The organism is Methyloceanibacter sp., assembly GCF_050728395.1.
GTDB lineage: Bacteria > Pseudomonadota > Alphaproteobacteria > Rhizobiales > Methyloligellaceae > Methyloceanibacter.
The window spans coordinates 1-23,247 of record NZ_JBOHJB010000020.1; the positions used below are offsets into that span (position 1 = coordinate 1).

Annotated in this window: 25 protein-coding genes; 8 read left to right on the plus strand and 17 right to left on the minus strand. The window is 64.0% G+C overall.

All coding sequences use genetic code 11. The features are described from left to right. Nucleotides 1–155 precede the first annotated feature (155 nt). Together gloB and ACREC7_RS05375 are read left to right on the plus strand one after the other, a co-directional pair. On the plus strand, nucleotides 156–926 hold the full coding sequence (gloB, locus tag ACREC7_RS05370; protein WP_431554662.1) for a hydroxyacylglutathione hydrolase: 771 nt from the start codon (nucleotides 156–158) through the stop codon (nucleotides 924–926). A 3-nt stretch (nucleotides 927–929) separates the two neighbouring features. Continuing rightward, complete coding sequence (locus ACREC7_RS05375) at nucleotides 930–1,355, plus strand: cupin domain-containing protein (RefSeq protein WP_431554663.1); 426 nt, start codon at nucleotides 930–932, stop codon at nucleotides 1,353–1,355. 249 nt (nucleotides 1,356–1,604) lie between these two features. Here ACREC7_RS05375 and phbB read toward each other — a convergent pair whose 3' ends face one another. Beyond that, on the minus strand, nucleotides 1,605–2,327 hold the full coding sequence (gene phbB, locus ACREC7_RS05380; protein ID WP_431554664.1) for an acetoacetyl-CoA reductase: 723 nt from the start codon (nucleotides 2,325–2,327) through the stop codon (nucleotides 1,605–1,607). A gap of 111 nt (nucleotides 2,328–2,438) precedes the next feature. After that, nucleotides 2,439–3,620 carry an acetyl-CoA C-acetyltransferase gene (locus ACREC7_RS05385; RefSeq protein WP_431554665.1) on the minus strand — a complete coding sequence of 394 codons (1,182 nt, stop codon included), beginning with the start codon at nucleotides 3,618–3,620 and terminating at the stop codon, nucleotides 2,439–2,441. A 193-nt stretch (nucleotides 3,621–3,813) separates the two neighbouring features. Between ACREC7_RS05385 and phaR the strand changes: the two genes are divergently transcribed. Continuing rightward, on the plus strand, nucleotides 3,814–4,428 hold the full coding sequence (phaR, locus tag ACREC7_RS05390) for a polyhydroxyalkanoate synthesis repressor PhaR (protein WP_431554666.1): 615 nt from the start codon (nucleotides 3,814–3,816) through the stop codon (nucleotides 4,426–4,428). Between the two features lie 305 nt (nucleotides 4,429–4,733). Beyond that, nucleotides 4,734–5,507: a hypothetical protein gene (locus ACREC7_RS05395; protein WP_431554667.1), complete on the plus strand. Its 774-nt coding sequence runs from the start codon at nucleotides 4,734–4,736 to the stop codon at nucleotides 5,505–5,507. Between the two features lie 292 nt (nucleotides 5,508–5,799). Here ACREC7_RS05395 and ACREC7_RS05400 read toward each other — a convergent pair whose 3' ends face one another. The 3 genes from ACREC7_RS05400 to mtgA form a co-directional block, all read right to left on the minus strand. Continuing rightward, complete coding sequence (locus ACREC7_RS05400) at nucleotides 5,800–6,249, minus strand: hypothetical protein (protein WP_431554668.1); 450 nt, start codon at nucleotides 6,247–6,249, stop codon at nucleotides 5,800–5,802. A 49-nt stretch (nucleotides 6,250–6,298) separates the two neighbouring features. Then, complete coding sequence (rpmF, locus tag ACREC7_RS05405) at nucleotides 6,299–6,484, minus strand: 50S ribosomal protein L32 (protein ID WP_431554669.1); 186 nt, start codon at nucleotides 6,482–6,484, stop codon at nucleotides 6,299–6,301. A gap of 65 nt (nucleotides 6,485–6,549) precedes the next feature. Then, nucleotides 6,550–7,290: a monofunctional biosynthetic peptidoglycan transglycosylase gene (gene mtgA / locus ACREC7_RS05410; RefSeq protein ID WP_431554670.1), complete on the minus strand. Its 741-nt coding sequence runs from the start codon at nucleotides 7,288–7,290 to the stop codon at nucleotides 6,550–6,552. A gap of 115 nt (nucleotides 7,291–7,405) precedes the next feature. On the opposite strand from mtgA, the gene ACREC7_RS05415 reads away from it, so the two are divergent. The 3 genes from ACREC7_RS05415 (at nucleotide 7,406) to ACREC7_RS05425 (ending at nucleotide 9,873) form a co-directional block, all read left to right on the plus strand. Beyond that, nucleotides 7,406–8,296: a polyprenyl synthetase family protein gene (locus ACREC7_RS05415; protein ID WP_431554671.1), complete on the plus strand. Its 891-nt coding sequence runs from the start codon at nucleotides 7,406–7,408 to the stop codon at nucleotides 8,294–8,296. A 25-nt stretch (nucleotides 8,297–8,321) separates the two neighbouring features. After that, on the plus strand, nucleotides 8,322–9,008 hold the full coding sequence (locus ACREC7_RS05420) for a DUF1345 domain-containing protein (protein WP_431554672.1): 687 nt from the start codon (nucleotides 8,322–8,324) through the stop codon (nucleotides 9,006–9,008). Nucleotides 9,009–9,096: 88 nt separating this feature from the next. Continuing rightward, the gene (locus ACREC7_RS05425; RefSeq protein WP_431554673.1) at nucleotides 9,097–9,873 is read left to right on the plus strand and encodes a DUF1345 domain-containing protein; all 777 of its coding nucleotides are present in this window, start codon (nucleotides 9,097–9,099) and stop codon (nucleotides 9,871–9,873) included. Between the two features lie 8 nt (nucleotides 9,874–9,881). Here the strand turns inward: ACREC7_RS05425 and ispG are convergent, their stop codons facing one another. Genes ispG through ACREC7_RS05455 form a run of 6 tightly spaced genes read right to left on the minus strand, consistent with a single transcriptional unit; the run spans nucleotide 9,882 to nucleotide 14,360 of the window. Next, nucleotides 9,882–11,126 (minus strand): flavodoxin-dependent (E)-4-hydroxy-3-methylbut-2-enyl-diphosphate synthase, encoded by a 1,245-nt coding sequence (gene ispG / locus ACREC7_RS05430; protein ID WP_431554674.1) that lies wholly within the window; start codon nucleotides 11,124–11,126, stop codon nucleotides 9,882–9,884. Nucleotides 11,127–11,180: 54 nt separating this feature from the next. Next, nucleotides 11,181–12,077, minus strand: coding sequence for a metal ABC transporter substrate-binding protein (locus ACREC7_RS05435; RefSeq protein ID WP_431554675.1), 897 nt, complete (start codon nucleotides 12,075–12,077; stop codon nucleotides 11,181–11,183). Between the two features lie 23 nt (nucleotides 12,078–12,100). Next, on the minus strand, nucleotides 12,101–12,967 hold the full coding sequence (locus ACREC7_RS05440) for a metal ABC transporter permease (protein WP_431554676.1): 867 nt from the start codon (nucleotides 12,965–12,967) through the stop codon (nucleotides 12,101–12,103). Beyond that, nucleotides 12,964–13,740, minus strand: a complete 777-nt coding sequence (gene aztA, locus ACREC7_RS05445; RefSeq protein WP_431554677.1) for a zinc ABC transporter ATP-binding protein AztA — start codon at nucleotides 13,738–13,740, stop codon at nucleotides 12,964–12,966. The genes ACREC7_RS05440 and aztA overlap by 4 nt, the downstream gene beginning before the upstream one ends. Further along, nucleotides 13,737–13,904 (minus strand): hypothetical protein, encoded by a 168-nt coding sequence (locus tag ACREC7_RS05450; protein ID WP_431554678.1) that lies wholly within the window; start codon nucleotides 13,902–13,904, stop codon nucleotides 13,737–13,739. Before ACREC7_RS05450 ends, aztA begins: the two co-directional genes overlap by 4 nt. Before the next feature lie 42 nt (nucleotides 13,905–13,946). Next, a complete protein-coding gene (locus ACREC7_RS05455; protein WP_431554679.1) occupies nucleotides 13,947–14,360 on the minus strand; it encodes a Fur family transcriptional regulator in 414 nt (137 codons plus the stop codon). Nucleotides 14,361–15,017: 657 nt separating this feature from the next. On the opposite strand from ACREC7_RS05455, the gene ACREC7_RS05460 reads away from it, so the two are divergent. Beyond that, nucleotides 15,018–17,771 (plus strand): tetratricopeptide repeat protein, encoded by a 2,754-nt coding sequence (locus ACREC7_RS05460; RefSeq protein WP_431554680.1) that lies wholly within the window; start codon nucleotides 15,018–15,020, stop codon nucleotides 17,769–17,771. Here the strand turns inward: ACREC7_RS05460 and ACREC7_RS05465 are convergent. The 6 genes from ACREC7_RS05465 to ACREC7_RS05490 form a co-directional block, all read right to left on the minus strand. Further along, complete coding sequence (locus ACREC7_RS05465; protein WP_431554681.1) at nucleotides 17,758–18,783, minus strand: peptidoglycan -binding protein; 1,026 nt, start codon at nucleotides 18,781–18,783, stop codon at nucleotides 17,758–17,760. The two genes, ACREC7_RS05460 and ACREC7_RS05465, sit on opposite strands and share 14 nt — an antisense overlap. Before the next feature lie 2 nt (nucleotides 18,784–18,785). Continuing rightward, entirely contained in the window at nucleotides 18,786–19,820 is a 1,035-nt protein-coding gene (locus tag ACREC7_RS05470; protein ID WP_431554682.1) for a flagellar motor protein MotA, read from the minus strand. 115 nt (nucleotides 19,821–19,935) lie between these two features. Further along, a complete protein-coding gene (locus ACREC7_RS05475) occupies nucleotides 19,936–20,766 on the minus strand; it encodes an inositol monophosphatase family protein (protein ID WP_431554683.1) in 831 nt (276 codons plus the stop codon). Between the two features lie 208 nt (nucleotides 20,767–20,974). Further along, nucleotides 20,975–21,538: an elongation factor P gene (gene efp / locus ACREC7_RS05480; protein ID WP_431554684.1), complete on the minus strand. Its 564-nt coding sequence runs from the start codon at nucleotides 21,536–21,538 to the stop codon at nucleotides 20,975–20,977. A gap of 78 nt (nucleotides 21,539–21,616) precedes the next feature. Beyond that, the gene (locus ACREC7_RS05485) at nucleotides 21,617–22,417 is read right to left on the minus strand and encodes a tetratricopeptide repeat protein (protein ID WP_431554685.1); all 801 of its coding nucleotides are present in this window, start codon (nucleotides 22,415–22,417) and stop codon (nucleotides 21,617–21,619) included. A gap of 116 nt (nucleotides 22,418–22,533) precedes the next feature. Further along, nucleotides 22,534–23,166 carry a thiamine phosphate synthase gene (locus ACREC7_RS05490; protein ID WP_431554686.1) on the minus strand — a complete coding sequence of 211 codons (633 nt, stop codon included), beginning with the start codon at nucleotides 23,164–23,166 and terminating at the stop codon, nucleotides 22,534–22,536. Between the last annotated feature and the right edge of the window lie 81 nt (nucleotides 23,167–23,247).

Genomic DNA, 23,247 nt, shown 5'->3' on the forward strand with positions numbered 1-23,247 from the left:
ATCCTGTGCATGGCTGCTTAGCCCCCGCCCGGCTTGCTGCGCAAGCCGACCTCCCCGCAAGGGGGAGGTAAAAAAAGCGCGACACGCGTGCGTTTAACGTGGTGCGTGCGGGTGCTAGGGTGACGTGAGCAATGACGGCAAAGCGGTAGTGTGCAATGGCAAAGCTTGAAGTTCACCAGTTTCCGGCGCGCAGCGACAATTATGGCGTGCTCGTTCATGACCCCGAAACCGGGGCTACGGCTTCGATCGATGCGCCAGATGCGGATGCGGTGATCGAGGCTCTTTACCAAAAGGGCTGGACGCTCACCCATATCCTCATCACCCATCACCATGGCGATCACACCGCCGGCAACAAGCGGCTGAAGGCGTTGACCGGCTGCATCATCGTCGGGCCCAGGCAAGAAGCCGGCAGCATTCCAGCGATCGACGTCGAGGTGAACGAAGGCGACAGCGTCGCGGTGGGCAATTCCAACGCGCTGGTGATCGAGACGCCGGGCCATACACGCGGCCATATCAGCTATCTCTTTCCCGAAGATGGCATCGTTTTTGTCGGCGACACGCTGTTCTCGGTCGGCTGCGGCAAGCTGCTCGAAGGCGACGCCAAGATGATGTGGCGCTCGCTGCAAAAGCTGATGGCGCTGCCGGCGGAGACGCAGCTCTATTGCGGGCACGAATATACTCGCGCCAACACCAAATTCGCGCTGACCGTGGAGCCCGGCAATTCCGCGCTACAAGCCCGCGCCGTCGAGGCCGAGGAACTCGCCAAGCGCAGGCAACCGGCGCTGCCGACCACCATCGGACGCGAGCTTGCCACCAATCCCTTCCTGCGTCCGTCGAGCCCGGAGATTCAGAAGCGGCTCGGCATGGAGGGACGCGAGCTTTGGGAGATTTTCGGCGAGACGCGCAAACGCAAGGACAGGTTCTGAATCTTGGCTGCTCCGCTCACCGCCGACGAGATCATCGCCCATCTCAAGCTTGGGCCGCATCCTGAAGGCGGTTATTTCCGCGAGACGTTCCGCGACGAGCCCGGTCACAAAGGCCGCGCGCACTCGACAGCGATCCTCTATCTGCTGAGGGCGGGCGAAGTGTCGCGCTGGCATCGCGTCGACGCCGCCGAGATGTGGCACTGGTATGGCGGCGCCCCGCTGCTCCTCGAAATCAAGCACGGCGAGGCGCGCCATGAGCACCGCCTCGGCCCCGATTGGCTGAAGGGCGAACACCCGCATGCGCTCGTCTCCGCCGGCGCCTGGCAGAGCGCCCGGAGCCTCGGGCCCTGGACGCTCAGCGGCTGCACCGTGGCGCCAGGTTTCGACTTTGCCGGCTTCGAGCTGGCGCCTGATGATTGGCAGCCCTGAATAGGGTTGAGAGCATCCTGAGCGTCGCCACAATCTCCCCTACCTCCCCTTGTGGGGAGGTAGGGGCGCGCAACTGAATTTGCGCTACCGCTCCGCTGCTTGAGCGCCGTTGCGCGCCGGGTGGGGTGAAAGGCCCCCTGAGATAAGCCCCCACCCCGACGCCGCGCCTTGCGCGTCGTCGGACCTCCTCCCGCAAGGGGGAGGTATGTAGTTTGCAACGCTCAGACGAAACGATGCGCGGGCACCAGCTCAATCCATGAATGCCCCGCCGTTGATGGTCAGCGTCGAGCCGGTGATCCAGCCTGCCTCGTCGGCGGCGAGGAAGGTCACGCAGCGGGCGACGTCGTCCGGCTGGCCCAGGCGCCCGACCGGGATCTGGCCGACGATCGACTTCATCACCTCTTCCGACACGCCGGCGAGCAAGTCGGTCGCCACATAGCCTGGGGCGATGGCGTTCACCGTGACGCCCTTTCGCGCATTTTCGAGTGCCAACGCCCTAGTGAGGCCGATCATGCCGGCCTTGGCCGCGCAGTAATTGGAGAGACCGAGCTGGCCCTTCTGCCCATTGATCGAGGAGATGTTGATCACCCGGCCGAAGTTCCGCTCGCGCATGCCGTTGATCACCGGGCGCGTCATGTTGAACACCGAGTCGAGATCGGTGCGGATCACTTCCGACCATTGCTCGTGGCTCATCTTCTGGAACATGGCGTCGCGCGAGATGCCTGCATTGTTGACCAGCACCTCGACCGGGCCGACCTCGTTCTCGACAGAAATGATGCCCTGCTCGCAGGCGACGTGGTCGCCCACGTTCCATTTGAACACCGGGATCTTGGTTTCCTTCTTGAAGGTGTTGGCGGCGTCATCATTGCCGCCGTAATTGGCGGCGACGTTGTAGCCAGCCTTGTTCAGTGCCTTGCTGATCGCGCCGCCGATGCCACGCGTACCTCCGGTGACGAGTGCCACTCTCCCCATGTCGCGTTCCTCCCTTTAGGCGCCCTCTACGGGCGCTTCGCGTTTGCAAATCGAATTGGCCCCGCGACGGACGAGCCGCGCGAGGCCTCTAAAACTGAACACTAACGCGTTCTAATCACGCTCGACGCACATGGCGATGCCCATGCCGCCGCCGATACAGAGGGTGGCAAGACCTTTCTTGGCGTCGCGCTTCTGCATCTCATGCAACAGCGTGACCAGGATGCGGGCGCCCGACGCGCCGATCGGATGGCCGATGGCGATGGCGCCGCCATTGACGTTGACCTTGGCGGTGTCGACGGCGAGGTCCTTGTTCACGGCGAGAGCCTGCGCGGCGAAGGCCTCATTGGCCTCGATCAGGTCGAGGTCGCCGACCTTCCAGCCTGCCTTCTCCAGCGCCTTGCGCGAGGCCGGGATGGGGCCCGAGCCCATGATCTTGGGATCGACGCCAGCGGTCGCCCATGAGGCGATGCGGGCGAGCGGCTTCAGCTTGCGCTTCTTCGCTTCGGCGGCACTCATCAGTACCACGGCGGCGGCGCCGTCATTGATGCCCGAGGCGTTGCCGGCGGTGACGCTGCCTTCCTTGTCGAAGGCGGGGCGGAGCTTTGCCGCGTCCTCGATCTTGGCGCCCTCGCGGATGTACTCGTCCTCGCTCACGACCGTCTCGCCCTTGCGCGTCTTGATGGTGACGGGAGCGATCTCATCCTTGAACTTGCCGGACTTCTTCGCCGCTTCAGCTTTGTTCTGCGAATGGGTGGCGAACTTGTCCTGCTCTTCGCGGGTGATCTGCCATTGCCGGGCGACGTTCTCGGCGGTGTTGCCCATGTGGTAACCGTTGAAGGCTTCCCACAGCCCGTCCTTGATCATGCTGTCGACGAGCTCGAGCGCGCCCATCTTCTGGCCGTTGCGCAAATGCGCGACATGGGGGGCAAGGCTCATGCTCTCCTGGCCGCCGGCCACGATGATGTCGGCGTCGCCGGTCTTGATCTGCTGAGCGCCGAGCGCCACCGCGCGCAGGCCGGAGCCGCACACCTGGTTCAGGCCCCAGGCGGTAGCCTCGACGGGAATGCCCGCGGCAATCGCCGCCTGCCGTGCCGGGTTCTGTCCTTCGCCGGCGGTCAGAACCTGACCCATGATCACTTCGTCGACATCGGCCGGCGGCACGTGTGCCCGGTCAAGGGCGGCGCGAATGGCGATTTCGCCAAGCGTATGCGCCGGCACGCTCGCAAGCGAGCCGTTGAACGAGCCAACCGGCGTCCGCGCCGCGCTGACGATGACCACATCTTCGTCTTTCATACTGGCCTCCACTACCCCAACATATCCAAGGTCATACCCTAGCGATTCACGCTATGGAAGCCTACGCCTCGAGCTAGCTCAAGGGTGCGGCAAAGCCTCTGGTGCTCCGCACAAAGAACGTGGTAGTGATTTCGCAGTTGCGGCATGATTTGGCCTCGGGATGCAAACCGAGGGCCAGGGAGTCTAGAGACACGTGGCAAGGGATACCGACCAGGAGAACCGCCCGGTCATCATCAAGAAATACGCTAACCGCCGGCTCTACAACACCGATACGAGCACCTATGTGACGCTGGAGGACCTCGCCGAGATGGTGAGGTCTGTAAGAGACTTCGTGGTCTACGACGCGAAGACTGGGGAAGACCTTACCCATTCGGTGCTGACCCAGATCATTGTCGAGCAGGAGAGCAGAGGCACGAACCTGCTTCCCATCGGCTTCCTGCGCCAGCTTATCCGCTTCTATGGCGACAGCATGCAGCGGCTGGTGCCGAGCTATCTCGAATTCAGCCTCGATTCGCTCACCCGCCAGCAGGAGCAATACCGCCGGAGATTCGCCCATACCTTCGGCACTGCGGCCTTCGAGGCCATGCAGGAGCAGGTGCGCAAGAACTTTGCAACCTTCGAGCGCGCGCTCGGCCTGTTCAGCCCGTTCACCGGGGCGACCCCGAGCGAGAGCAAGAACGACCACATTCCGGCAGCGTCTCCGAAAGAACCGACCGCCGAGGCCCCGCGCAGTGACGACGAGATCGCCAATCTGAAGGCGGAGCTCACCGCCATGAAAGAGCGGCTCGACGAGATCTCCCGGCGGTAGCGCATTTTCCAGTCGAAGCCGCATTTGTTTCCCCTCTCCCCTTGTGGGAGAGGGCTTTCCGCCGCGATCTTGCCAGCGGCAAGTCGCATGGCGGAAAGGGTGAGGGGTGAATCTGAGTTTTCGTCCTAGTACCCCCCTCCCTGACCCTCCCCCACAAGGGGGGAGGGGATTCTTCGCTGCGCTCCTGGCTCCGTGCCTGAACGGAAGATGAATGAGCGGCTCAGGAAGGGTTCAGCCGGCCCCCTCTAAATTCCTCCTCAATGAGCTCCCCGAAGCGGGGAGCGGAACCAAAGAGGAGGTTCGCCATGACCAGCAGTCGCCTTCGCCATTCGCTCACCGCAGTTCTCGCCTTTAGTGTCGCTGCCACCTTGATCGTCAGCTCGGCATTCGCCGCCGATGGTGACAATGGCAAATCCAAGCGCCGTGGCGATAACGGCAAGTTCAACACCGGCACGTTCCAGATCGTGGTGCCCAAGGCCGATCGCGGCGGCTCCGATGGCAAGGTCGCCAAATTTCTGCCGCCCAAGGCTGATCGCGGCGGGTCCGGCCGACAGGTCGCCAAATTCGTGGCGCCGAAGGCTGACCGCGGCACGACGGGAGGCCCAACCACGCTGTTCTCGGTATCTCCCAAGGCCCCACGAGTCGACAGAGACTCGACGACCGCTCAAATCGTGGCCCCCAAGGCTCCGCGCGGTGGCGACGGTCCGACCGTGGTGAAATTCGTGGCGCCGAAAGCTCCGCGCAGCGATGGACAGGTCGTTGCCACGGCCGAGCAGGCGAAGTTTGCCGCTCCGCAACTGCTTGCGCCCCCGTTTGCCGCGACGCCCGTCAAGGCCGAGCAGCCAATTTCTGCTCCGGCTCCCGTCGAGACCAAGACTGCGCCGGCGGTGGTGGCGAGCGAGACCCCCGCGACCGCTCCGGCTTCGGCCGAGGCCAGCGACCGCGAGGTCGAGGTTGCCTATACCCGCGCCGCCCAGCGCTACGGCTACGGCGATTATGAAGGCGGCTATGAGAATTACGATCAAGGCTATGGCGACGCCTATACCGGCGGCTCCTATGGAGACGACGGTTGCAACTGACGTCAGCTCCTCTCCTGACGCAGACTGCCCCGGGGCTGTTTCCCCGGGGTCTTTTTTGCAAACCGGAAACGGCAATCCGCTTTCGCCGATCGACCGATTTTAATCCCTCCCCTTGACGGGGAGGGTGGCGAGCTCGGCTTCAGCCGAGATCGCCGGGTGGGGTGATGCGCTTTAATGCGCGCTATCGCTTTGCTGCTTGAGCGCGAAGCCCCCCACCCGGCGCGCGATCCGCGCGCCGACCTCCCAACGAGGGGGAGGTACGAAATACAAGCGGGCATCATCTTTCGGAGCGTTAGGTGTCGCTGCCCACGGAGTAGTCGCGGCGTGCCGATCTGATGGTGACCGAAAAGCCGGCGATGACGTCGACCAGAGTGGTGAGCATGATCAAAAAGAACAGCGACGTTCCCGCCGGCGGCCAGACCAGGAACAGGATCAGGCAGACCACGAACACGATCATCGACAGGGCGTGATCAACGACCGAATTGCCTCCGGTGCGGGTCGATTTCAGGATCTCGAAGAACAGCACGAACAGGGAGAAGGCGAGCATCATGTCGCCGAGCGAGATTTGCCACACCCCGCCTGACGGCATCGCCACGGTGAAGCGCGTGAGCGCGAAGTCGGCGCCGCCGGAGGCAAAGGCGACATAGGCCATGACCACGAAGGCGAGCAGCGGAACCGACGAAAGCCAGCCCGATCGCCGATAGTGGCGAACGGCCCTTTCCTCCGGATCCACGATCACCATGGGGTGCTTACCCTCGAACCAAGCGAGACGTTCCCCGGCCGCGGCGCGTTTAAGCCTCTTCCTTGACGGCGAGCACTTGCCGGCCCCGATATTTGCCCGACTTCAGATCGATATGATGCGGCCGGCGGAGCTCGCCTGAGTCCTTGTCCTCGACATAGGACGGCGCGCTCAGCGCATCGTGGGAGCGGCGGTTGCCCCGCTTCATGCGGGAGGTTTTTCTCTTGGGTACAGCCATAATCCAACCTTTGAAATTGCCCGCAGATACCCGGCGGGGCTTTTGAGTGAGCGCCCTTATAGTGGCTAACCCCCGCGCTGGCCAGAGGCCGATTGACGGTTGACTTGCGGCACGACGCAGGACGAGCGTGCGGCGAGAATCGGCATTCTCCGCTCCACCGCCTTGGCCATGCGCAGCATCCTTGGACTTGGCTTGCCTGGATTGCGCAGGTTAGGTGCCGGTAGCGACACCGCGAGCAGAAGCGCCTCGCGCCGGGTGAGTTCGGCAGCGCTCTTGTGAAAATATTGTTGGCTCGCCGCCTCTGCGCCGAAGATGCCGGGGCCCCATTGGGCGATGTTGAGATAGGTCTCGATGACGCGCTCCTTGGGCCACAACGCTGTAAGCAAATAAGCGAGCGGCACTTCGAGCACCTTCCGCACATAGCTGCGGTCGGTCCACAAATAGAGGTTCTTCGCCGTCTGCATGGTGATGGTGCTCGCGCCGCGGAAGCCGCGGCCTCGCTTCCTCGCCTCCTTTACCGCATCCTTCACCGCTCCCCAGTCCACACCCCAATGGACGCAGAAGCGGCCGTCCTCGCTCGCGATCACGGCGAGCGGGAGGTCGCGCGCCATGGCCTCGAGCGGCACCCAGCGATAGTTGAGCGGCCTGCCGCTGAGCCTCTCCGCCACCATCACCGGAGTGATAGGTGGGCTCACGAAGCGGAAGGCGACGATCGACAGAAGGAGACCCGCCATGATGAGCAGGACGGCGAGGCCTATGCGCCTAAGCCAGAGGTGTCGATTTTTTGCCGGTCTCTTAGCGCCCATCGCTCATTGAATCGCCGTGGCCCAAGGCCTTGTACCCTCCGGTTGCCGTGAGGAGCAACGTGGTATTAGGGTCCGCGCCACAAGCCCTGAGCCGCTATTTCGCTTTCGCTGAAACATGGACCTGACCGAAAAGCTCGAACGCATTGCAAGCCTCATCGAGGGGCGCCTCGATGTCCTGCTGGCGCCGGAGCCAGCCGCTTCGGGCCAGGCGCGGCTGATCGAGGCCATGCGCTATGCGGCGCTCGGCGGCGGCAAGCGCCTGCGGCCGTTCCTGCTGATCGAATCGGCGGGCCTGTTCGGCGTGTCGGAGGAGGAGGCGCTCGACGCAGGCGCAGCGCTTGAATGCGTGCATTGCTACTCGCTGGTGCATGACGATCTGCCGTGCATGGACGACGACAAGATCAGGCGAGGCCGGCCCACGGCGCATATCGCTTTCGGCGAGGCGACCGCTATCCTTGCCGGCGACGCGCTTCTGACCCTCGCCTTCGGCATTTTGAGCGAGCCCCGCACGCACCCTGAGCCAAGCGTACGCCTGGCGCTGATCGGTCTGCTGGCCAAGGCCGCAGGTGTCGGCGGAATGGCCGGCGGCCAGGCACTCGACCTCGCCGCAGAAGGGCAGAGCCTGGGTCCGATGGAAGTGGCGAGAATGCAGGCGATGAAGACCGGGGCGCTGTTCGATTTCGCCTGCGCCGCCGGTGCCGTGCTCGGCCGTGCCGACGCCGTAGCGCGGGGGGCGCTTGCGGCCTACGCCTCCGCCTTCGGCCAAGCCTTCCAGCTCGCCGACGATCTTCTCGACGCGGAGGGCGATGCGGCGGCGATGGGCAAGGCTGCGGCCAAGGATGCCGGCCGCGGCAAGGCGACGCTGGTAGCTCTGCTTGGGGTCGACGCCGCGCGTGCACGACTGGCCGCGCTGGTTGACGATGCCGAGGCGGCCCTTGCGCCCTTCGGTGAGAGGGCGGTGACGCTCAAGCAAGCCGCGCGCTTCATCGCTTCGCGCAGGGCTTGAGAGCAATCTTGACGGGGGGACATCAGTGACGACAAAAACCAAGAAATGGCCGCTCCTTCTGCGCATCATTTCCGCGCGGCCCAGGCTGTTCTTGTCGATTCTCGCCGGCTTCGCCGTCGGGGCCCTGCTGCCCATGTATGTCAGCGAACTGCGCGGCGTGACCCGCTTCCTCGTCGCTTGGGATTTTGGCGTGGGTCTCTACCTCATCCTCGCGTTTTGGATGATCTCCCATAGCGGCATCAGAGAAATTCACCGGCAATATTTGGCCCAGGACGAAGGCGGCTTCGCCATCCTCGTGCTCACCATCGTCAGCGCTTGCGCGAGCGTCGGCGCGGTGTTCGCCTGGCTCGAAATTGCAACCAGGGCCGAGACATTCGCGCTGCCGGGCCTCCTGTTTCTGTTGCTGACGATCATATTGTCGTGGGCGTTCATCCAGACCATGTTCGCGCTGCATTACGCGCACGAGTTCTACGCCGAGCATCATCATGAAAGTGGCGGTGGGCTGATCTTCCCCCACGACCCTGAACCAACCTATTGGGACTTTGTGTATTTTGCTTTTGCCATAGGCACGGCGACGCAAGTGTCGGATGTTGAAATTACCTCGAAGCGGATCCGCCGCACCGTGACCATGCACGGCATCGTGTCGTTCTTCTTCAACGTCACCGTGATCGCGCTCACTGTCGGACTGGTCGGCGACGCTATTCAGAATTGATCGTTGTGGCGAGACGAAGCGAACGCGGGTGACGCCGCGGCCTTGCGGCACAGTTGACGGAAGGCTGCAAATCCCGCATGGGCTGGCGATGGCACGCGGCCAAAAATTGGCGACGGAGAAGAAGGCAAAGCCGGCAAAGCCGGCAAAGCCGACAAAGCTCGCAAAGCTCGCAAAGTCGGGCGAGCGGCGGCACAGCCTGTATGAGCATCTGCATGCTCATGTCAGGTTCATTGTCGCGGTGGTGGTCGGCATCGTCGTGTGGACGTTCGCCCCCATGCTCACCCGATTTGATGGCGGCATCTTGCGCCTGCTGTTCGCTTGGAACGTCGCCGGCTGGCTTTACGTCCTGCTCATCGGCATCATGATGTTCAGATGCGAGATTGCCGGCATCAAGCGCCAGGCGAGCCTCGAGGATGAAAGCCGCACCCTGCTGCTCATCCTGACCACCTGCGCCTCGGTGGCGATGGTGCTCGCCATCGTGGCGCAGCTCTCGGCGCTCAAGGACGACCATAGTTTGGACCGCACGCCGAAATTCGCGCTGTCGTTCTCGACCATCATGGTGTCGTGGTTCCTCGTGCATATGGTGTTTGCGCTGTACTACGCCCATGAATTCCACAGCGAGAGCCGGAGCGGCGGCGCGCGCGGCTCAGGCGGCGGGCTCGATTTTCCGAGCGACCACATCCCGGACTATCTCGACTTCCTCTATTTCTCCTTTGTGGTCGGCACCACCGCCCAGACCTCGGACGTCGTGGTGACCACGCGCAAGATGCGGCGCGCGGTGACGCTGCACGGGCTGCTGTCGTTCTTCTTCAACACGACGGTGATCGCGCTGGTGGTGAATCTGACCTCGCAGCTTGCCGGCTAGGCGCGGGTCTACTCCGCGGCGGTGCGGTTGCTTCCGACTTGCCCGAAGCGGCGTTCGATATAGTCGAGCACCATCTGCTTGAACTCCGCCGCGGCGCCGGGACCGCGCAAGGTCGCTGCCTTCTTGCCGTCGATGAACACCGGTGCCGCCGGCGCCTCTCCGGTGCCAGGGAGCGAGATGCCGATATCGGCGTGCTTCGATTCGCCGGGGCCGTTGACGATGCAGCCCATCACCGCGACGGTCAGCGTCTCGACGCCCGGATATTGGCGCTTCCATTCGGGCATCTCATCGCGGATGAAGTCCTGGATGTCGCGGGCAAGCTCCTGGAAGGTGGTCGAAGTGGTGCGGCCGCAGCCGGGGCAGGCGGCGACGAGCGGCACGAAGCTGCGGAAGCCCATGCTCTGCAGCAGCTCCTGCGCCACCTTCACCTCAAGCGTGCGGTCGCCGTTCGGCTCCGGCGTGAGCGAGATGCGGATAGTGTCGCCGATGCCCTGCTGCAGCAGCACGGCGAGCGCGGCGGAAGATGCGACGATGCCCTTCGATCCCATGCCGGCCTCGGTCAGGCCGAGATGGAGCGTGAGGTCTGAGCGGGCGGCAAGCATGGCATAGACCTGGATCAGGTCCTGCACGGCACTGACCTTGGCCGAGAGCACGATCTTGTCGGGGCCTAGGCCGAGCTCGATGGCACGCTCGGCGCTCAGCAATGCCGATTGTGCGATCGCCTCATGCATCACCGCGCGGGCGTCCTTGGGCTCCGGCAGTTTCGCATTCTCGTCCATGAGGCGGGTGAGCAGATCCTGATCGAGGCTTCCCCAGTTGACCCCGATGCGCACCGGCTTGTCGTTGCGGATGGCGATCTCGACGATCGCCGAGAACTGCCGGTCGCGCTTGTCCTTGAAGCCGACATTGCCGGGATTGATGCGGTATTTGGCGAGCGCTTCGGCGCAAGCCGGATATTCGGCGAGCAAAGTGTGGCCGTTATAGTGGAAGTCGCCGATCAGCGGCACGTCGACGCCTCTTGCGTCGAGCTTGTCACGAATATGCGGCACGGCGGCGGCAGCCTCGTCGCGGTCCACCGTCACGCGCACGAGCTCGGACCCAGCGCGGGCAAGGGCCGCGACTTGGGCCACGGTGGCATCGATGTCGGCGGTGTCGGTGTTGGTCATCGACTGCACCACGATGGGCGCAGGTCCGCCGACCATCACACCACCAATATTGACCGGAATTGAGCGCCGGCGCGCGGAACTCTCCATGGCTCAAGGATACATCAGATTTCCAGCCGCCGCGCCAGGGCATGGCGAAGAGCGTTACGACGACAGCGCCTCCGACATGGTCTCGACATTGTTGCGGAACATGTCGAGATAGGTCCCGGCCGGGCCGTCGGGCGGCGATAGCGCGTCGGAATAGAGCGTGCCGCCGATCTTGGCGCCGGTCTCCTTGGCGATCTGGCCGAGCAGCCTAGAGTCGGTGACGTTCTCCAGGAACACCGCCGGGACCTTCTCAGCCTTGATCTGGCGGATGATCTTGGCCACGTCCTTGGCCGAGGCCTCGCTTTCGGTGCTGACGCCCTCCGGCGCGATGAACTCCATGCCATAGGCCGCGCCGAAATAGCCGAAGGCGTCATGCGTGGTGATGATCTTGCGGCGCTCTGGCGGGAGCTTGGCGATTGCCTCTTTCACTGTCGTCTCCATGGTGGCAATGCGATCGAGGAATTTTTTCGCATTGGCCTCGTAGGCGGCCTTGCCGTTCGGATCGGCGGCCATGAGCGCGTCGCGAATATTGGCGACGTAGATCTCGCCGTTGGCGAGGCTCTGCCAGGCGTGCGGATCGGTGACGGTCTTCTCGTCCTCGACCATCTCGCGCGGGGCCACGCCCTTGCTTGCGGTCACCACGGCTCCCTTGAAGCCAGACGACTTCTCGAGGCGCGTCATCCAGCCTTCAAGGCCGAGGCCGTTGATGAACAGAATCTTCGACTCGGACAACTCCTTGGCATCGGCGGGGGTCGGCTCATAGACGTGAGCGTCGCCGTTCGGTCCCACGAAGGTGAACACCTCGACGCGGTCGCCGCCGACCTCCTTCACCATGTCGCCAAGGATGCTGAACGAGGCGGAGACCTTCATCTGGTCGGCGGCTTGCGCTCCGGCCGAGGCGCCGAGCATCGCGGCGAAGGCTGCCGCGGCAACGAGAAACGAGCGTCTATGCATGGCACGAACTCCTTGTCTTTGACTCAAGCTTCGAGATGCTTGCGCGGCATGAGCTGCCACAGAAGGCCGCCCTGCACGCCGATGAGCACGGAAATGAGATAGCCCGCGCCGCTGGTGAGGATGATGGCCGGGCCGGTGGGCAGGTTTAAGTAGTAGGACAGCAGCAGCCCGACGAAACTTGCCGCAAAGGCCGCGGCAACGGCGACGACGATCATGTTCGAGATGTCCTGCGCCCAGAAGCGCGCCGTGATCGCTGGCAGAAGCATGATGCCGACCACCATCAGCGTGCCGAGCGCCTGGAAGCCGCCCACCAGGTTCAGCACCACGAGCACGAGGAAGAGGAAGTGGGTGGGAGAGCTCAACGGACTGACCGAGGCCAAGAAGCTTGGATCGAAGCATTCGAGGACGAGCGGCCGGTAGATGATGGCGAGCGTCGCCAGGGTGAGGGTGGCGATGGCGGCGATCAGGATCAGCGCGGTATCGTCAAGCGCGAGCACCGTGCCGAACAGCACGTGCAACAGGTCGATGCTGCTGCCTTTCACCGACACGATCAACACGCCAAGCGCAAGCGAGATGAGATAGAAGGCGGCGAGGCTTGCGTCCTCGCGCAGGATGGTGGACCGGGTGACAAGACCGGCGAGCAGAACGACGGCGATACCGGCGATGAAGCCGCCAAGGCTCATGGCCGGCACCGAGAGGCCGGCGACGAGAAAGCCTATAGCCGCGCCGGGCAGGATGGCGTGGCTCATGGCGTCGCCCATCAGGCTCAAGCGCCTGAGCACGAGGAATACGCCGACCGGCGGCGCGCCGAGCGAGAGGGCAAAGCAGCCGACCAGCGCGCGCCGCATGAAGGCGAATTCGACGAAGGGATCGATGACGGCGTCGATCATGCCGAGATCCGCTCGCCGGCCGCCTCGCCGCGCGCGCAAACTTCGGCATGCTCGTCCCATGCCTCGGTGAGCTGGCGGGACCTGACGAGGTTCTTCGGCGTCAGCACCTGCTTGGTCGGCCCCCAGGCCACGGCCTCGCGGGCGAGCAGCAGCGTTTTCGCAAAATGCTGGCGCACCTGATCGAGATCGTGGAGCGCGGCGATGACAGTCCGCCCTTCGCTATGCCAGTGCTCGATGAGGCGCAGCAGATCGTCGACCGTCTTGGTGTCGACGGCGCGGAAGGGCTCGTCGAGCAGGATGATGGCCGCGTCTTGCAACAGCAGGCGGGCGAACAGTACGCGTTGGAACTGTCCTCCCGAAAGCGCGCCGACACTGCGATCGCCGAGATCTTGCAGGCCGAGGGTGGCGAGCGCCTGCAGCACGGCAACGCTGCGCCCGCTGTCCACACCACGCCAGGCGCCGATCTCGCGCCACAGCCCCATGGTCACGGCGTCGAACACCGTGATCGGGAAGCTGCGGTCGATGTCGATCTGTTGCGGCAGATAGGCGATGTCGCTCCGCTTGAGCCCGTCGAGGCTGAGGCTGCCCGACAGCGGCTTGAGCTGCCCGACAATGCCCTTGAGCAAGGTCGACTTGCCGGCGCCGTTCGGTCCCACCAGCGCGAGCAGTTCGCCGCGGTCGACCTCGCCGGTGATGTGGTGCACGGCGGGGTGCCGGTCGTAGCCGAGCGTCAAATCGTGGAAGCTGATGGCCGGCGACTGGTCCTGGGTCATCGGAGCGCCCACAGCCAAACGAAGGCCCAGAGCAGGGCAGAGAGGGCGCCGACGATGGCGAGCCGCGCTGGCACCGAAAGGCGCAACAGCGAGAAGCCTTGCCGCGGAGGCGCGGCCGCCAGCTCGTGGGCGTGGTCATGGCCGATGCTGCTTCTCTGGTCCATCGAGGCGCATTCCCTCCCAATGACGTGCAAAGCGGTGACGGGCTAGGTCGCCTTGGCCGGGCGGCACGCCTCGCACAGACCGGCAATTTCGAGCGTGATCTGCTCCGCCGCGATGGTCTTCGGCGAGAGCGCGAGCAGCACCCGCTCATCCTTATCGCTCAGCGAAATCTCGACGACCTTCTCGCATTGGCGGCAGATGGCAAAGGCGGCCTTGCCGTTGCAGGCGCCATGGTCACAGGCGACGAAGGCCGAGCGGGACTGGAGCCGGTGCACCATGCCGAGCTGGATCAGCTCGTTCAGCGCCCGATACACCGTCGGCGGATGGGAGATGCCGGCGACCCTGACCCGGTCGAGGATGGCATAGGCGCTCAAGGGTTCCTTGGCCTGGCGCAAGGCAGAGAGGACCTGCCCCTGATTGCGCGAAAGCTTCGAGGCGTGGTGATGGGCGGCGTTCATTGCGATGATATAACATAACATCGGCGTCAGGCGTCAAGGACGGCGCTGCTGCAGGGCGCAAACGTCGCAGGTTGGACGCCTCCGTCAAATCCGCGTCATTCCGGCGCAAGCCGGAATCCAGGTCTTTTTTTCGCGCTGCGCGCGCCGCTGGATACCGGCTTTCGCCGGTATGACGCTTCAGGCTTGGGAACGATCAGCGCTCCGTGAGCTTCGGTGCGCGCCGGTTGCCGTTCAGCTGCGGTTCATCTTGGGCGGGTGATCGTATATGCTTCCAACAGCTGGCCAGCAGGGAGCAGGGCCGTCTGGCCTATAAGAGCGGGAGGTCATTCCAGTGACCTTCGTCGGACGATGAGAACCCTGCTCGTGAGATGCAGCAAGTGTGGGACGGCCCAGGTCATCAGCGACACCGGGGTCTCACGGCTCTGCCGCAACTGCCAGTCGCCGCTGCAAGTGCCCAAATCGGGTGGAGCCCCTGGCAAGGTCTTCGTGTCGGTGGGGGCATTGGTGGGAGCTCTGCTCCTGGTGGCAACCTCCGTTGGATTGCTTCTAGACGGCACTTCCTGGATCGATCTCTCCGAGTTTAGCTCACGAACCTCGAGCCAAATCGTTGCATCGACGGAAGCGCAGCGCCCCATCGAAGGCGAACAAACACAAGATTTGGACGCCCTCGACAAGCAGTTTCTGCAGGAATACCAGGCCGGCCGCTATGGTGAGGCGGCGAAGTCGGCTGAGCAGCTAATTGCGGTCGTTGGCAGGCGTCTCGGCAAGGATCACCCGGCTTATGCTGCAGCCCTTACCGATCGTGCCATCGTGTATGAGGCCCAGGGCCGCTACGCCGAAGCCTTGCCCCTTCATGAGCGGGCGCTGGCAATAAGAGAGAAGGTGCTTGGCCGCGAGCATCCCCGCGTGGCTGGGAGCCTTGGCAATCTGGCCAACGTGTATTCGGCTCAAGGCCGCGACGCAGACGCCGTGCCGCTCTACGAACGAGCGCTGGTTATCAGCGAGAAGGTGCTCGGCCCCGAGCACCCCGACGTGGCCAAGACTCTCAACAATCTCGCAATCCTCCACGACCGGGCGGGAGGCTACAGCGAGGCGGTCCCACTCTATGAGCGGGCTCTAGCCATAAAGGAAAAGGCACTCGGGCCTGAGCATCCCGATGTAGCAAACACCCTTAACAATCTGGCCACCGCATATGGCTCTCAAGGCCGCTACGCCGAAGCCTTGCCCCTCCATGAGCGGGCGCTGGCCATAAGAGAGAAGGTGCTTGGCCGCGAACATCCTGACGTGGCTGAGACCCTCAACAATCTTGCCAACGCATATGACTCTCAAGGCCGCTACGCTGACGCGGAGCCACTCTACCAGCGGGCGCTGGCCATCAGAGAGAAGGTGCTTGGCCGCGAGCATCCCCTCGTGGCGGAGAGCCTCAACGAACTGGCCGTCGCGTATGAGGGCCAAGCCCGCTATGCGGAAGCCGTACCGCTCTACGAGCGGGCGCTGGCCATCAGAGAGAAGGTGTTTGGCCCGCAGCACCCCGCTGTGGCCGACACCCTCAAGAATCTGGCCCACGCGTACTTCTTTCAAGGACACCCCGCCCATTCGCTCCCCTACTTCCGTCGCGCCGCCGCTATTCTCGCTAGGGGCATCGAGACAGCAGCGCGCGCCACGGGGGCGGGAGACGCACAACTCCGCGGGTTCGGTGTTTTCTCCCCCCTTGTTACAGCGGCCTTTGTTGTATCCATGTGGCAACCGGGCGAGCGCCCAGCGCTCACCGACGAGGCTTTCGCCGCAGCGCAGCGGGCTGGCCAGACCAGCGCGGGCGCCGCATTGGCTCAGATGGCAGTCCGGTTTGGGACCGGGGATGGGAAACTGTCGAAGACCGTGCGCGAGCAGCAGGATCTGATCGGGGAATGGCCGAGGTTAGACAAGGCACTGATTGCGGCGCTGGCCAAGCCACGCGATAAACGCGACACGGCAGCTGAGGAGCGCCTGCGCGACCAGAAAACGGATATCGAGACACGAATTGCCGCGCTCACTGATCGCCTTGAGAACGAGTTCCCAGAGTTCACGGTCCTAGCCAATGCTAGGCCGCTCACAGTGGACGAGGTGCAAAGTCTGTTAGGATCCGAGGAGGCTCTGGTTTTCTATTGGGTGTCGGAGCCACTGGAGTTGGGACGCCATAACGACCTTGTGGTGTCGGTACCTCCGATTAGTTACGTGTGGGCGATCACCCACGATGGGGTGGCCTGGGAACGCATCGATCTTGGCGCAAAGGAACTGGAAGAGAAGGTCGCAAAGCTTCGCAATCCTGAGGCCCTCGACGTCATCAAGCTGCAAAAGGATTTTGAGGCAGGCAAGTTGGACTCTAAGGAACTGTTCGATTTGAATCTTGCCAATGAGCTTTATGGTGCGCTCCTCGGTCCTGTCGAGAATACGATCAAACACAAGAAGCATCTTCTCGTCGTGCCATCAGGGGCGCTGACGAGCCTGCCGTTCCAATTGTTGGTCAGAACGAAGCCGGAGAAGCCAGCGACCAAACCTGCCGACTATCGCGACGTAGCGTGGCTCGCCAGACTTCAGGCCGTCACCGTGCTGCCCTCGGTCGCGAGCCTCAAGGCGCTGCGTGTCCTCGCCAAGGGGGGCGCTGGCGACGAGCCTCTCACCGGCTATGGCGATCCTGTGTTCCAGGAGGAAAGTCCAGAGAAGGGAGCGACACGCGCGAAGGTGGCCAGTACGGAACAGACCCGCGCCTATAGCGCTTATTTCCGCGGCACGCGCGCCGATCTCGACGCGCTCAAGAAGGGGCTCGTCCCGCTGCCAGAGACGGCGGACGAGCTCCGTGCCGTGGCCAAGGACTTAGGTGTGCCAGAGAGTGAACTCCATTTCGGCAAGGCGGCGAGCGAAGCGGCGGTCAAGAAAGCCCAACTTAGCGGCTATCGCATCGTCTACTTCGCAACCCATGCCCTGGTGGCAGGAGAGGTCTCAGGGCTCGGGGAGCCCGCACTTGCCCTGACGCTCCCAAAGGAAGCGACGGACGAGGACGATGGTCTGCTGACCGCTTCAGAGGTTGCCCAGCTCAAGCTCAACGCCGACTTTGTTGTGCTGTCGGCTTGCAATACTGCCGCAGGAGACAAGCCTGGTGCTGAGGCCTTGTCGGGGCTAGCGCGCGCCTTCTTCTATGCCGGCGCCCGGGCGCTGCTCGTCTCCCACTGGGCAGTCGAATCAGACGCCACCGTAAGACTCGCCACCTCGACTTTCGAAGCGCTCAAGGCGGCTCCCACTCTGGGCCGCTCGGAAGCACTCCGCCGCGCGATGGTGGCCATGATCGATGATAAGAGCGATCCGTGGAACGCCTATCCAGCGTTATGGGCGCCCTTCGTGGTGGTCGGCGAGGGCGGCGCTAGCGCTCGGTGAGCTTCAGCTCGATGCGGCGGTTCTTGCGCAAGGCATCGTCGCTGTCGCCGGGATCGAGCGGCTGGAACTCGCCGAAGCCGGCGGCGACCAGCCGGTTCGCCGGAATGCCCTGATCGATCAGATAGCGCACCACGGAGATGGCGCGCGCCGAGGACAGCTCCCAGTTCGACGGGAAGTTCACATTGGTGATCGGCTTGACGTCGGTGTGGCCGTCGATCCTGAGCACCCAGGCGATGTCGGGCGGGATCTGCGTCGCGAGCTCCTTCAGCGCGTCGGCGAGCTTGTCGATCTGGGGCGTCGCCTCAGGCTTCAGGTCGGCCGAGCCTGAGTCGAACAGCACGTCCGACGGAAACGCGAAGCGGTCGCCGACCACCTGGAAATCGGCGCGGGCACCGAGGACCTCGCGCAGCTTGCCGAAGAAATCAGAGCGGTAGCGGGCAAGCTCCTGCACCTTCTTGGCAAGCGCCACGTTCAGCCGCTGCCCGAGATCGGCGATCTTGACCTGGCTCTCGCGATCCTTGGCCTCCGACGCATCAAGCGCTTCCTGCAAGGCCGCGAGCTGAAGTCTGAGCGCCGCGAGCTGCTGATTGAGGATCTCGACTTTTGCAAGCGCCTCGTTGGTGATCTGCTTCTGCTGATCGAGCTGGCCGCCGAGCTGGCTGGTCTTGGCCTCGGCGCCCTCGGTCTTGCCGCTCTGATCGCCGAGCAGGCCGGTCAGCCGCGCGTTCTCCTTGTCCTTGTCGATCAGCGTCGCTTGCAGCGCCGAGAGACTATCCTCGATCGACTCCTTCTTGGAGCGCTCGAGCGCGAGAAGCTCGGTGAGCTGCGACAGCTGGCGGTTCAGCCGCGACAGCATGGTGTCCTTGCCGCTCGTCTGGGTGGTGATGAAGTAACTGGAGAGCATGAACAGCGACATGAGGAAGGTCACCACCAGCAGCAAGGTGGAGAGCATGTCGACATAGCCCGGCCAATAATTGACGGCGGGGCCGCGGCGGCTCTTGGCCAGCGCCATGGCTAGCTCCGCTCTTCCTCATGCACCGGCAGCTTCACCTTGCCGGTGATCTGCTTCAGCGCGACGGCGAGCTCATGTTGCTGCTGGGCCTGCTCGTCGGCCCATTCGCGCACCACCTTCTGCTCGGCGCGCATCTGCCTGATCAGCTTCTCCACGCCTTGGGCGAGGTCCTTCACTGCGTCTCCGGTATTGTCGCCGAGCACGCGGAGCTCGATCTTCTCGCTCAGGTCCGACAGCGAGCGCTGCATGTCGAGCAGGGCGAAGCGGAGCTGCGGCGGCACGCCGGTGACGCTCGTGCCTTCCGCCGATTGCAGCTCGGTGATGCCTGAGAGCCAATCTTCAAGCTCGTTATAGAAGCGGCTCTGGGCATGACCTGCCTGGAGATCGAGAAAGCCGAGGATCAGCGAGCCGCCAAGGCCGAACATCGAGCAGGAGAAGGCGGTGCCCATGCCTTTGAGCGGCGCGGCAAGGCCCTCTTTGAGCTGATCGAACAGCATGGTGCTTTCGCTGCCGTTAGTGTCGAGCGCGCTGATAGTGGAACCGACAGAGGTCACGGTTTGCAGCAATCCCCAGAAGGTGCCGAGCAGGCCGAGAAACACCAGCAGGCCGACAAGGTAACGCGTAGTCTCGCGCTGCTCGTCGAGGCGCGAGGCGACCGAGTCGAGCAGCGAACGCATGGCGCCGGTGGCCAAGGAGAGATGGCCGGTGCGGTCGCGGAGCATGGTCGCCATCGGCGCGAGCAGTACCGGCGTGGTATCGACGGCGAGGCCGGGGTCGGAGATGCGGACGCTGTTGACCCAGCGGATCTCCGGATAGAGGCGCAGCACCTGGCGGAAGGCATAGACGATGCCGACGAACAACACGCCGAGGATGAGGCTGTTCAGGCCGGGATTGGCCAGGAAGCTCGTGCGCAGCTGCTGCGTCTGCCCGTCGAGGATGACGGCGAGCAGGATCGCCAGGATGAGGAACAGGCTCATCCGCCAGAGGAAGATTTGCGGGTAGGTGAGCTTGGCCTTGTAGGTCGTCGTCGCTGCCATGGGTGCCGTCAGGGAATCGGGGGGCCGCTTTCGGGCAGAGATTAACCGAATACTAACTTTGGCAAAACGGCAACCTCAGGGCGCGACGATTTCAATCTCGCCGCTCGGAGTGTCGCTAGCCTGACGGATCGGCTGCGGCCACGGCGTCGTGCGGAACCTCGGCGGCCTTGAGCTGCTTCAACAGCTTGCGCTGGATGGTCTCGTTGCCGGCGACCACGCTGCCGGTCTCCAGCATGCGATCCTTGCCCTCGGTGTCGCTGATGAAACCGCCGGCCTCGCGCAGGATGACGATGCCGGCGGCGAGATCCCAGGCCCGCAAGTTCCGTTCCCAGAAGCCGTCGAAGCGGCCGGCGGCGACCCAGGCAAGATCGAGCGCCGCGGCGCCGGTGCGCCTGACGCCGGCCGAGGCCGACATGACGGCTTGCATCTCGCGCAGGAAAAGGTCCTGGCCGGGTTTGCCACGGTGCGGAATTCCGGTGACGATGACGCAGTCGGCAAGCTCGGTCCGCGCCGCGACCCGTAGGCGACGGTCGTTGAGGAAGGCGCCCTTGCCGCGCTCGGCGGTGAACATCTCGTTGCTGGCCGGATTATAGATCAGGCCAGCAACCAGCTCGCCGTCGCGTTCGAGCCCGATCGAGATGGCAAAGAGCGGGATGCCGTGCAGGAAATTGGTGGTGCCGTCGAGCGGATCGACGATGAAGCGGTGGGTACGGTCGGCGCCTTCCACCTCGCCATGCTCCTCGAGCAGAAGCCCGTAACCTGGTCGGGCGCGCAACAGCTCCTTGTGCAGGATCTCCTCGGCGCGTGTGTCGGCGGCGGAGACGAAATTGGCCGGGCCTTTGAGCGAGACCTGAAGCTGCTCGACCTCGCCGAAGTCTCGCGCGAGGCTGCGTCCCGCCTTGCGGGCGGCGCCGACCATCACATTCATCAAAGCAGACGCAGGCATGGTTTCGACTTCTCACTCACAGCGTCGTCTATGGGTCACCGAGACTAGCAACGCTCTCCCCGCTCCCCCCTTGCGGGGAAGCACGTTCGCGTTTCGACGCGAACGGAGGGGGGTGAACAAGCGAGTCTTTTGAATCAACCCCCCTCCCTATCCCTCCCCCGCAAGGGGGGAGGGGAGAGCGAGAGGCACACTCCCGTCAAGCATAGCGCTACTCGGCGCGGCGGACGTAGGTGAGTTCGTTGGTGTCGACCACCACGCGCTCGCCGGCCACGACGAAGGGGGGCACCAGGATGCGCACCCCGTTCTCGAGCTTCGCGGGCTTATAGGACGAGGCGGCGGTCTGGCCCTTCACCACCGGATCGGCCTCGACCACGGCGAGCGTCACCTGCTCGGGGATGGCGACGCCGATCGGCTTGCCCTCATGGCTCTCCACCGTCACCTTCATGCCCTCCTGGAGGAAGGCGGCACGCTCCTCCAAGAAATCCGTGGGGATCTCGATCTGGTCGTAGGTGTCGGTGTCCATGAACACGAGCATGTCGCCCTGGGCGTAGAGGAACTGATAGTCGTTCTGCTCGAGCCGCACGCGCTCGACCGTCTCGGAAGAGCGGAAGCGCTCGTTGAGCTTGGTGCCGTCGATGAGGTTCTTAAGCTCGACTTGGGCATAGGCCGGACCCTTACCCGGCTTCACCGCTTGCGTCTTGACCGCGGCCCATAGCCCGCCTTTGTGCTGAATCACGTTACCGGGGCGAATCTCGTTGCCATTGATTTTCATGAAGGCTCGCGCAAGTGGAGTAATTTGGAGTGGCCCGCCTTTAAGACGTGCGGCCCCGCCGCTGTCAAGGGCGGGCGGTCATTCGGAGAGATGTCCGTCGCGCCAATCCTTGGCCGCCTTGTCAGCGGCTGCGCGCTGCTCGGGCGTGAGCTTGGCGAGCAGGATGTCGAGGGAGAAATCGGCGACACCTGCCTCTCTGGCGAGAAGGTGCCATTTGGCGGCCTGGACCGGATCGGCCGGACCCACCGCAACGCCGTTGGCGTAGAGGCGGGCGAGCCGGTTCTGCGCCACTGGATTGCCCTGTTCGGCGGACATGCGGAACATCTTGGCCGCACGTTGCTCATCGACCGCGACGCCCTCGCCCTTGAACAGCATCACGCCGTATTCGGCCTGGGCTTCAGCGCTGCCGGCATCGGCGGCCTTGGCTGTCCATTCGGCTGCCTTGGCGCGATCTTTCGTCACGCCGCGCCCGAATTGATAGAAGCCGCCAAGGTCGTATTGCGCCGCAGGCAGGTTCTGCTGAGCGGCCTTCTCCATCCATTCGAACGCCTTCGTCTCGTCCGTGGGGCGTCCCCTGCCTTCGAGATAGACGAGGGCAAGGTTGTATTGGGCCATGGCATGGCCGCTCTTGGCGGCCTTCTCGAAAAGATTGGCGGCCGCGTTGGGATCCTTCCTCACGCCTTGGCCGTCGAGAGAGAGGGTGCCGAGAGAGAACTGGGCATTGGCGTCGCCGAGTTCGGCGCCTTTGCGGTAGGCGTCGGCCGCCCTCCTGTAGTCCTGGGCGACGCCGAGCCCCTCCTCATAGATTTCGCCAAGAAGAGTGTAGGCCTCCTTCGAGCCTTGCGCCGCTTCGCGCTCGGCAAGCGTCCGCGCCGTCATGTATTGTCCCTTGGAGTAGGCGGCGAAGGAGGGACTTTCAGCGGCCCGCGCCTCCGCTGTGCTGCACCCGATCATGCAGGCCGCAAGCAAAAAACATTGGAAGGCGGCCGTTCCCTTCACGCGGCACCCCTCGCTTCTCTGAGCGCCGCGCCGATCTTGGCGATCGTCACGGCAGCGTCCTCGGCCTGCCAAATTGATGGGGCGACAGCTACGAAATCGGCACCGATGCGGGCGAGATGGGCGGCCTCTTCCGGCGTTTCCACGTTCCAGGCGACGCAGGGCACGACAAAAATCTCCGACCACCAGACAATCAGCCCGGCGCGTTCCTCCCGCTCGCGGCCGGAAGGTGCGGCCGTCTGACCGAATGCGACATAATCCGCACCAAGCTCGGCCAACAGCATGGCCTCATGGCGACTTTCATTGCAACCAACGCCTATGATCGCGCGTTGACCCAGGTGCTCTCGCGCCTGTCCGTACAGTGCTGCGTCCGTGGGGAGATGGACGCCATCAGCGCCGATGCGCTTGGCGCGCGCGGCATCGTTCTCGACCAGGAAGGCCACATCGCGGGCGAGCGTCAGCTCGCGCAGCCTGAGATCCAAGGCGGGGTCGGCTTCGGCCGCATCCTGGCAAAGCAAGACGCAGGCCACGTCCGCCACGTCCATGACTTCGGCCAAGGATCTTTCCACCGGGGGCGAAGCGTTCGCCGGAAGCGTGAGGTAGAGCCGACAAGGAGCCGCCGCTTCAGCCATTTTGCAGCCTCCGCTTGCCTTTCTCTGCGCAATGGTGCGGTATTGTCAGTGTCCGTCTCAAATCAGCTGGCCGCGGCGCTG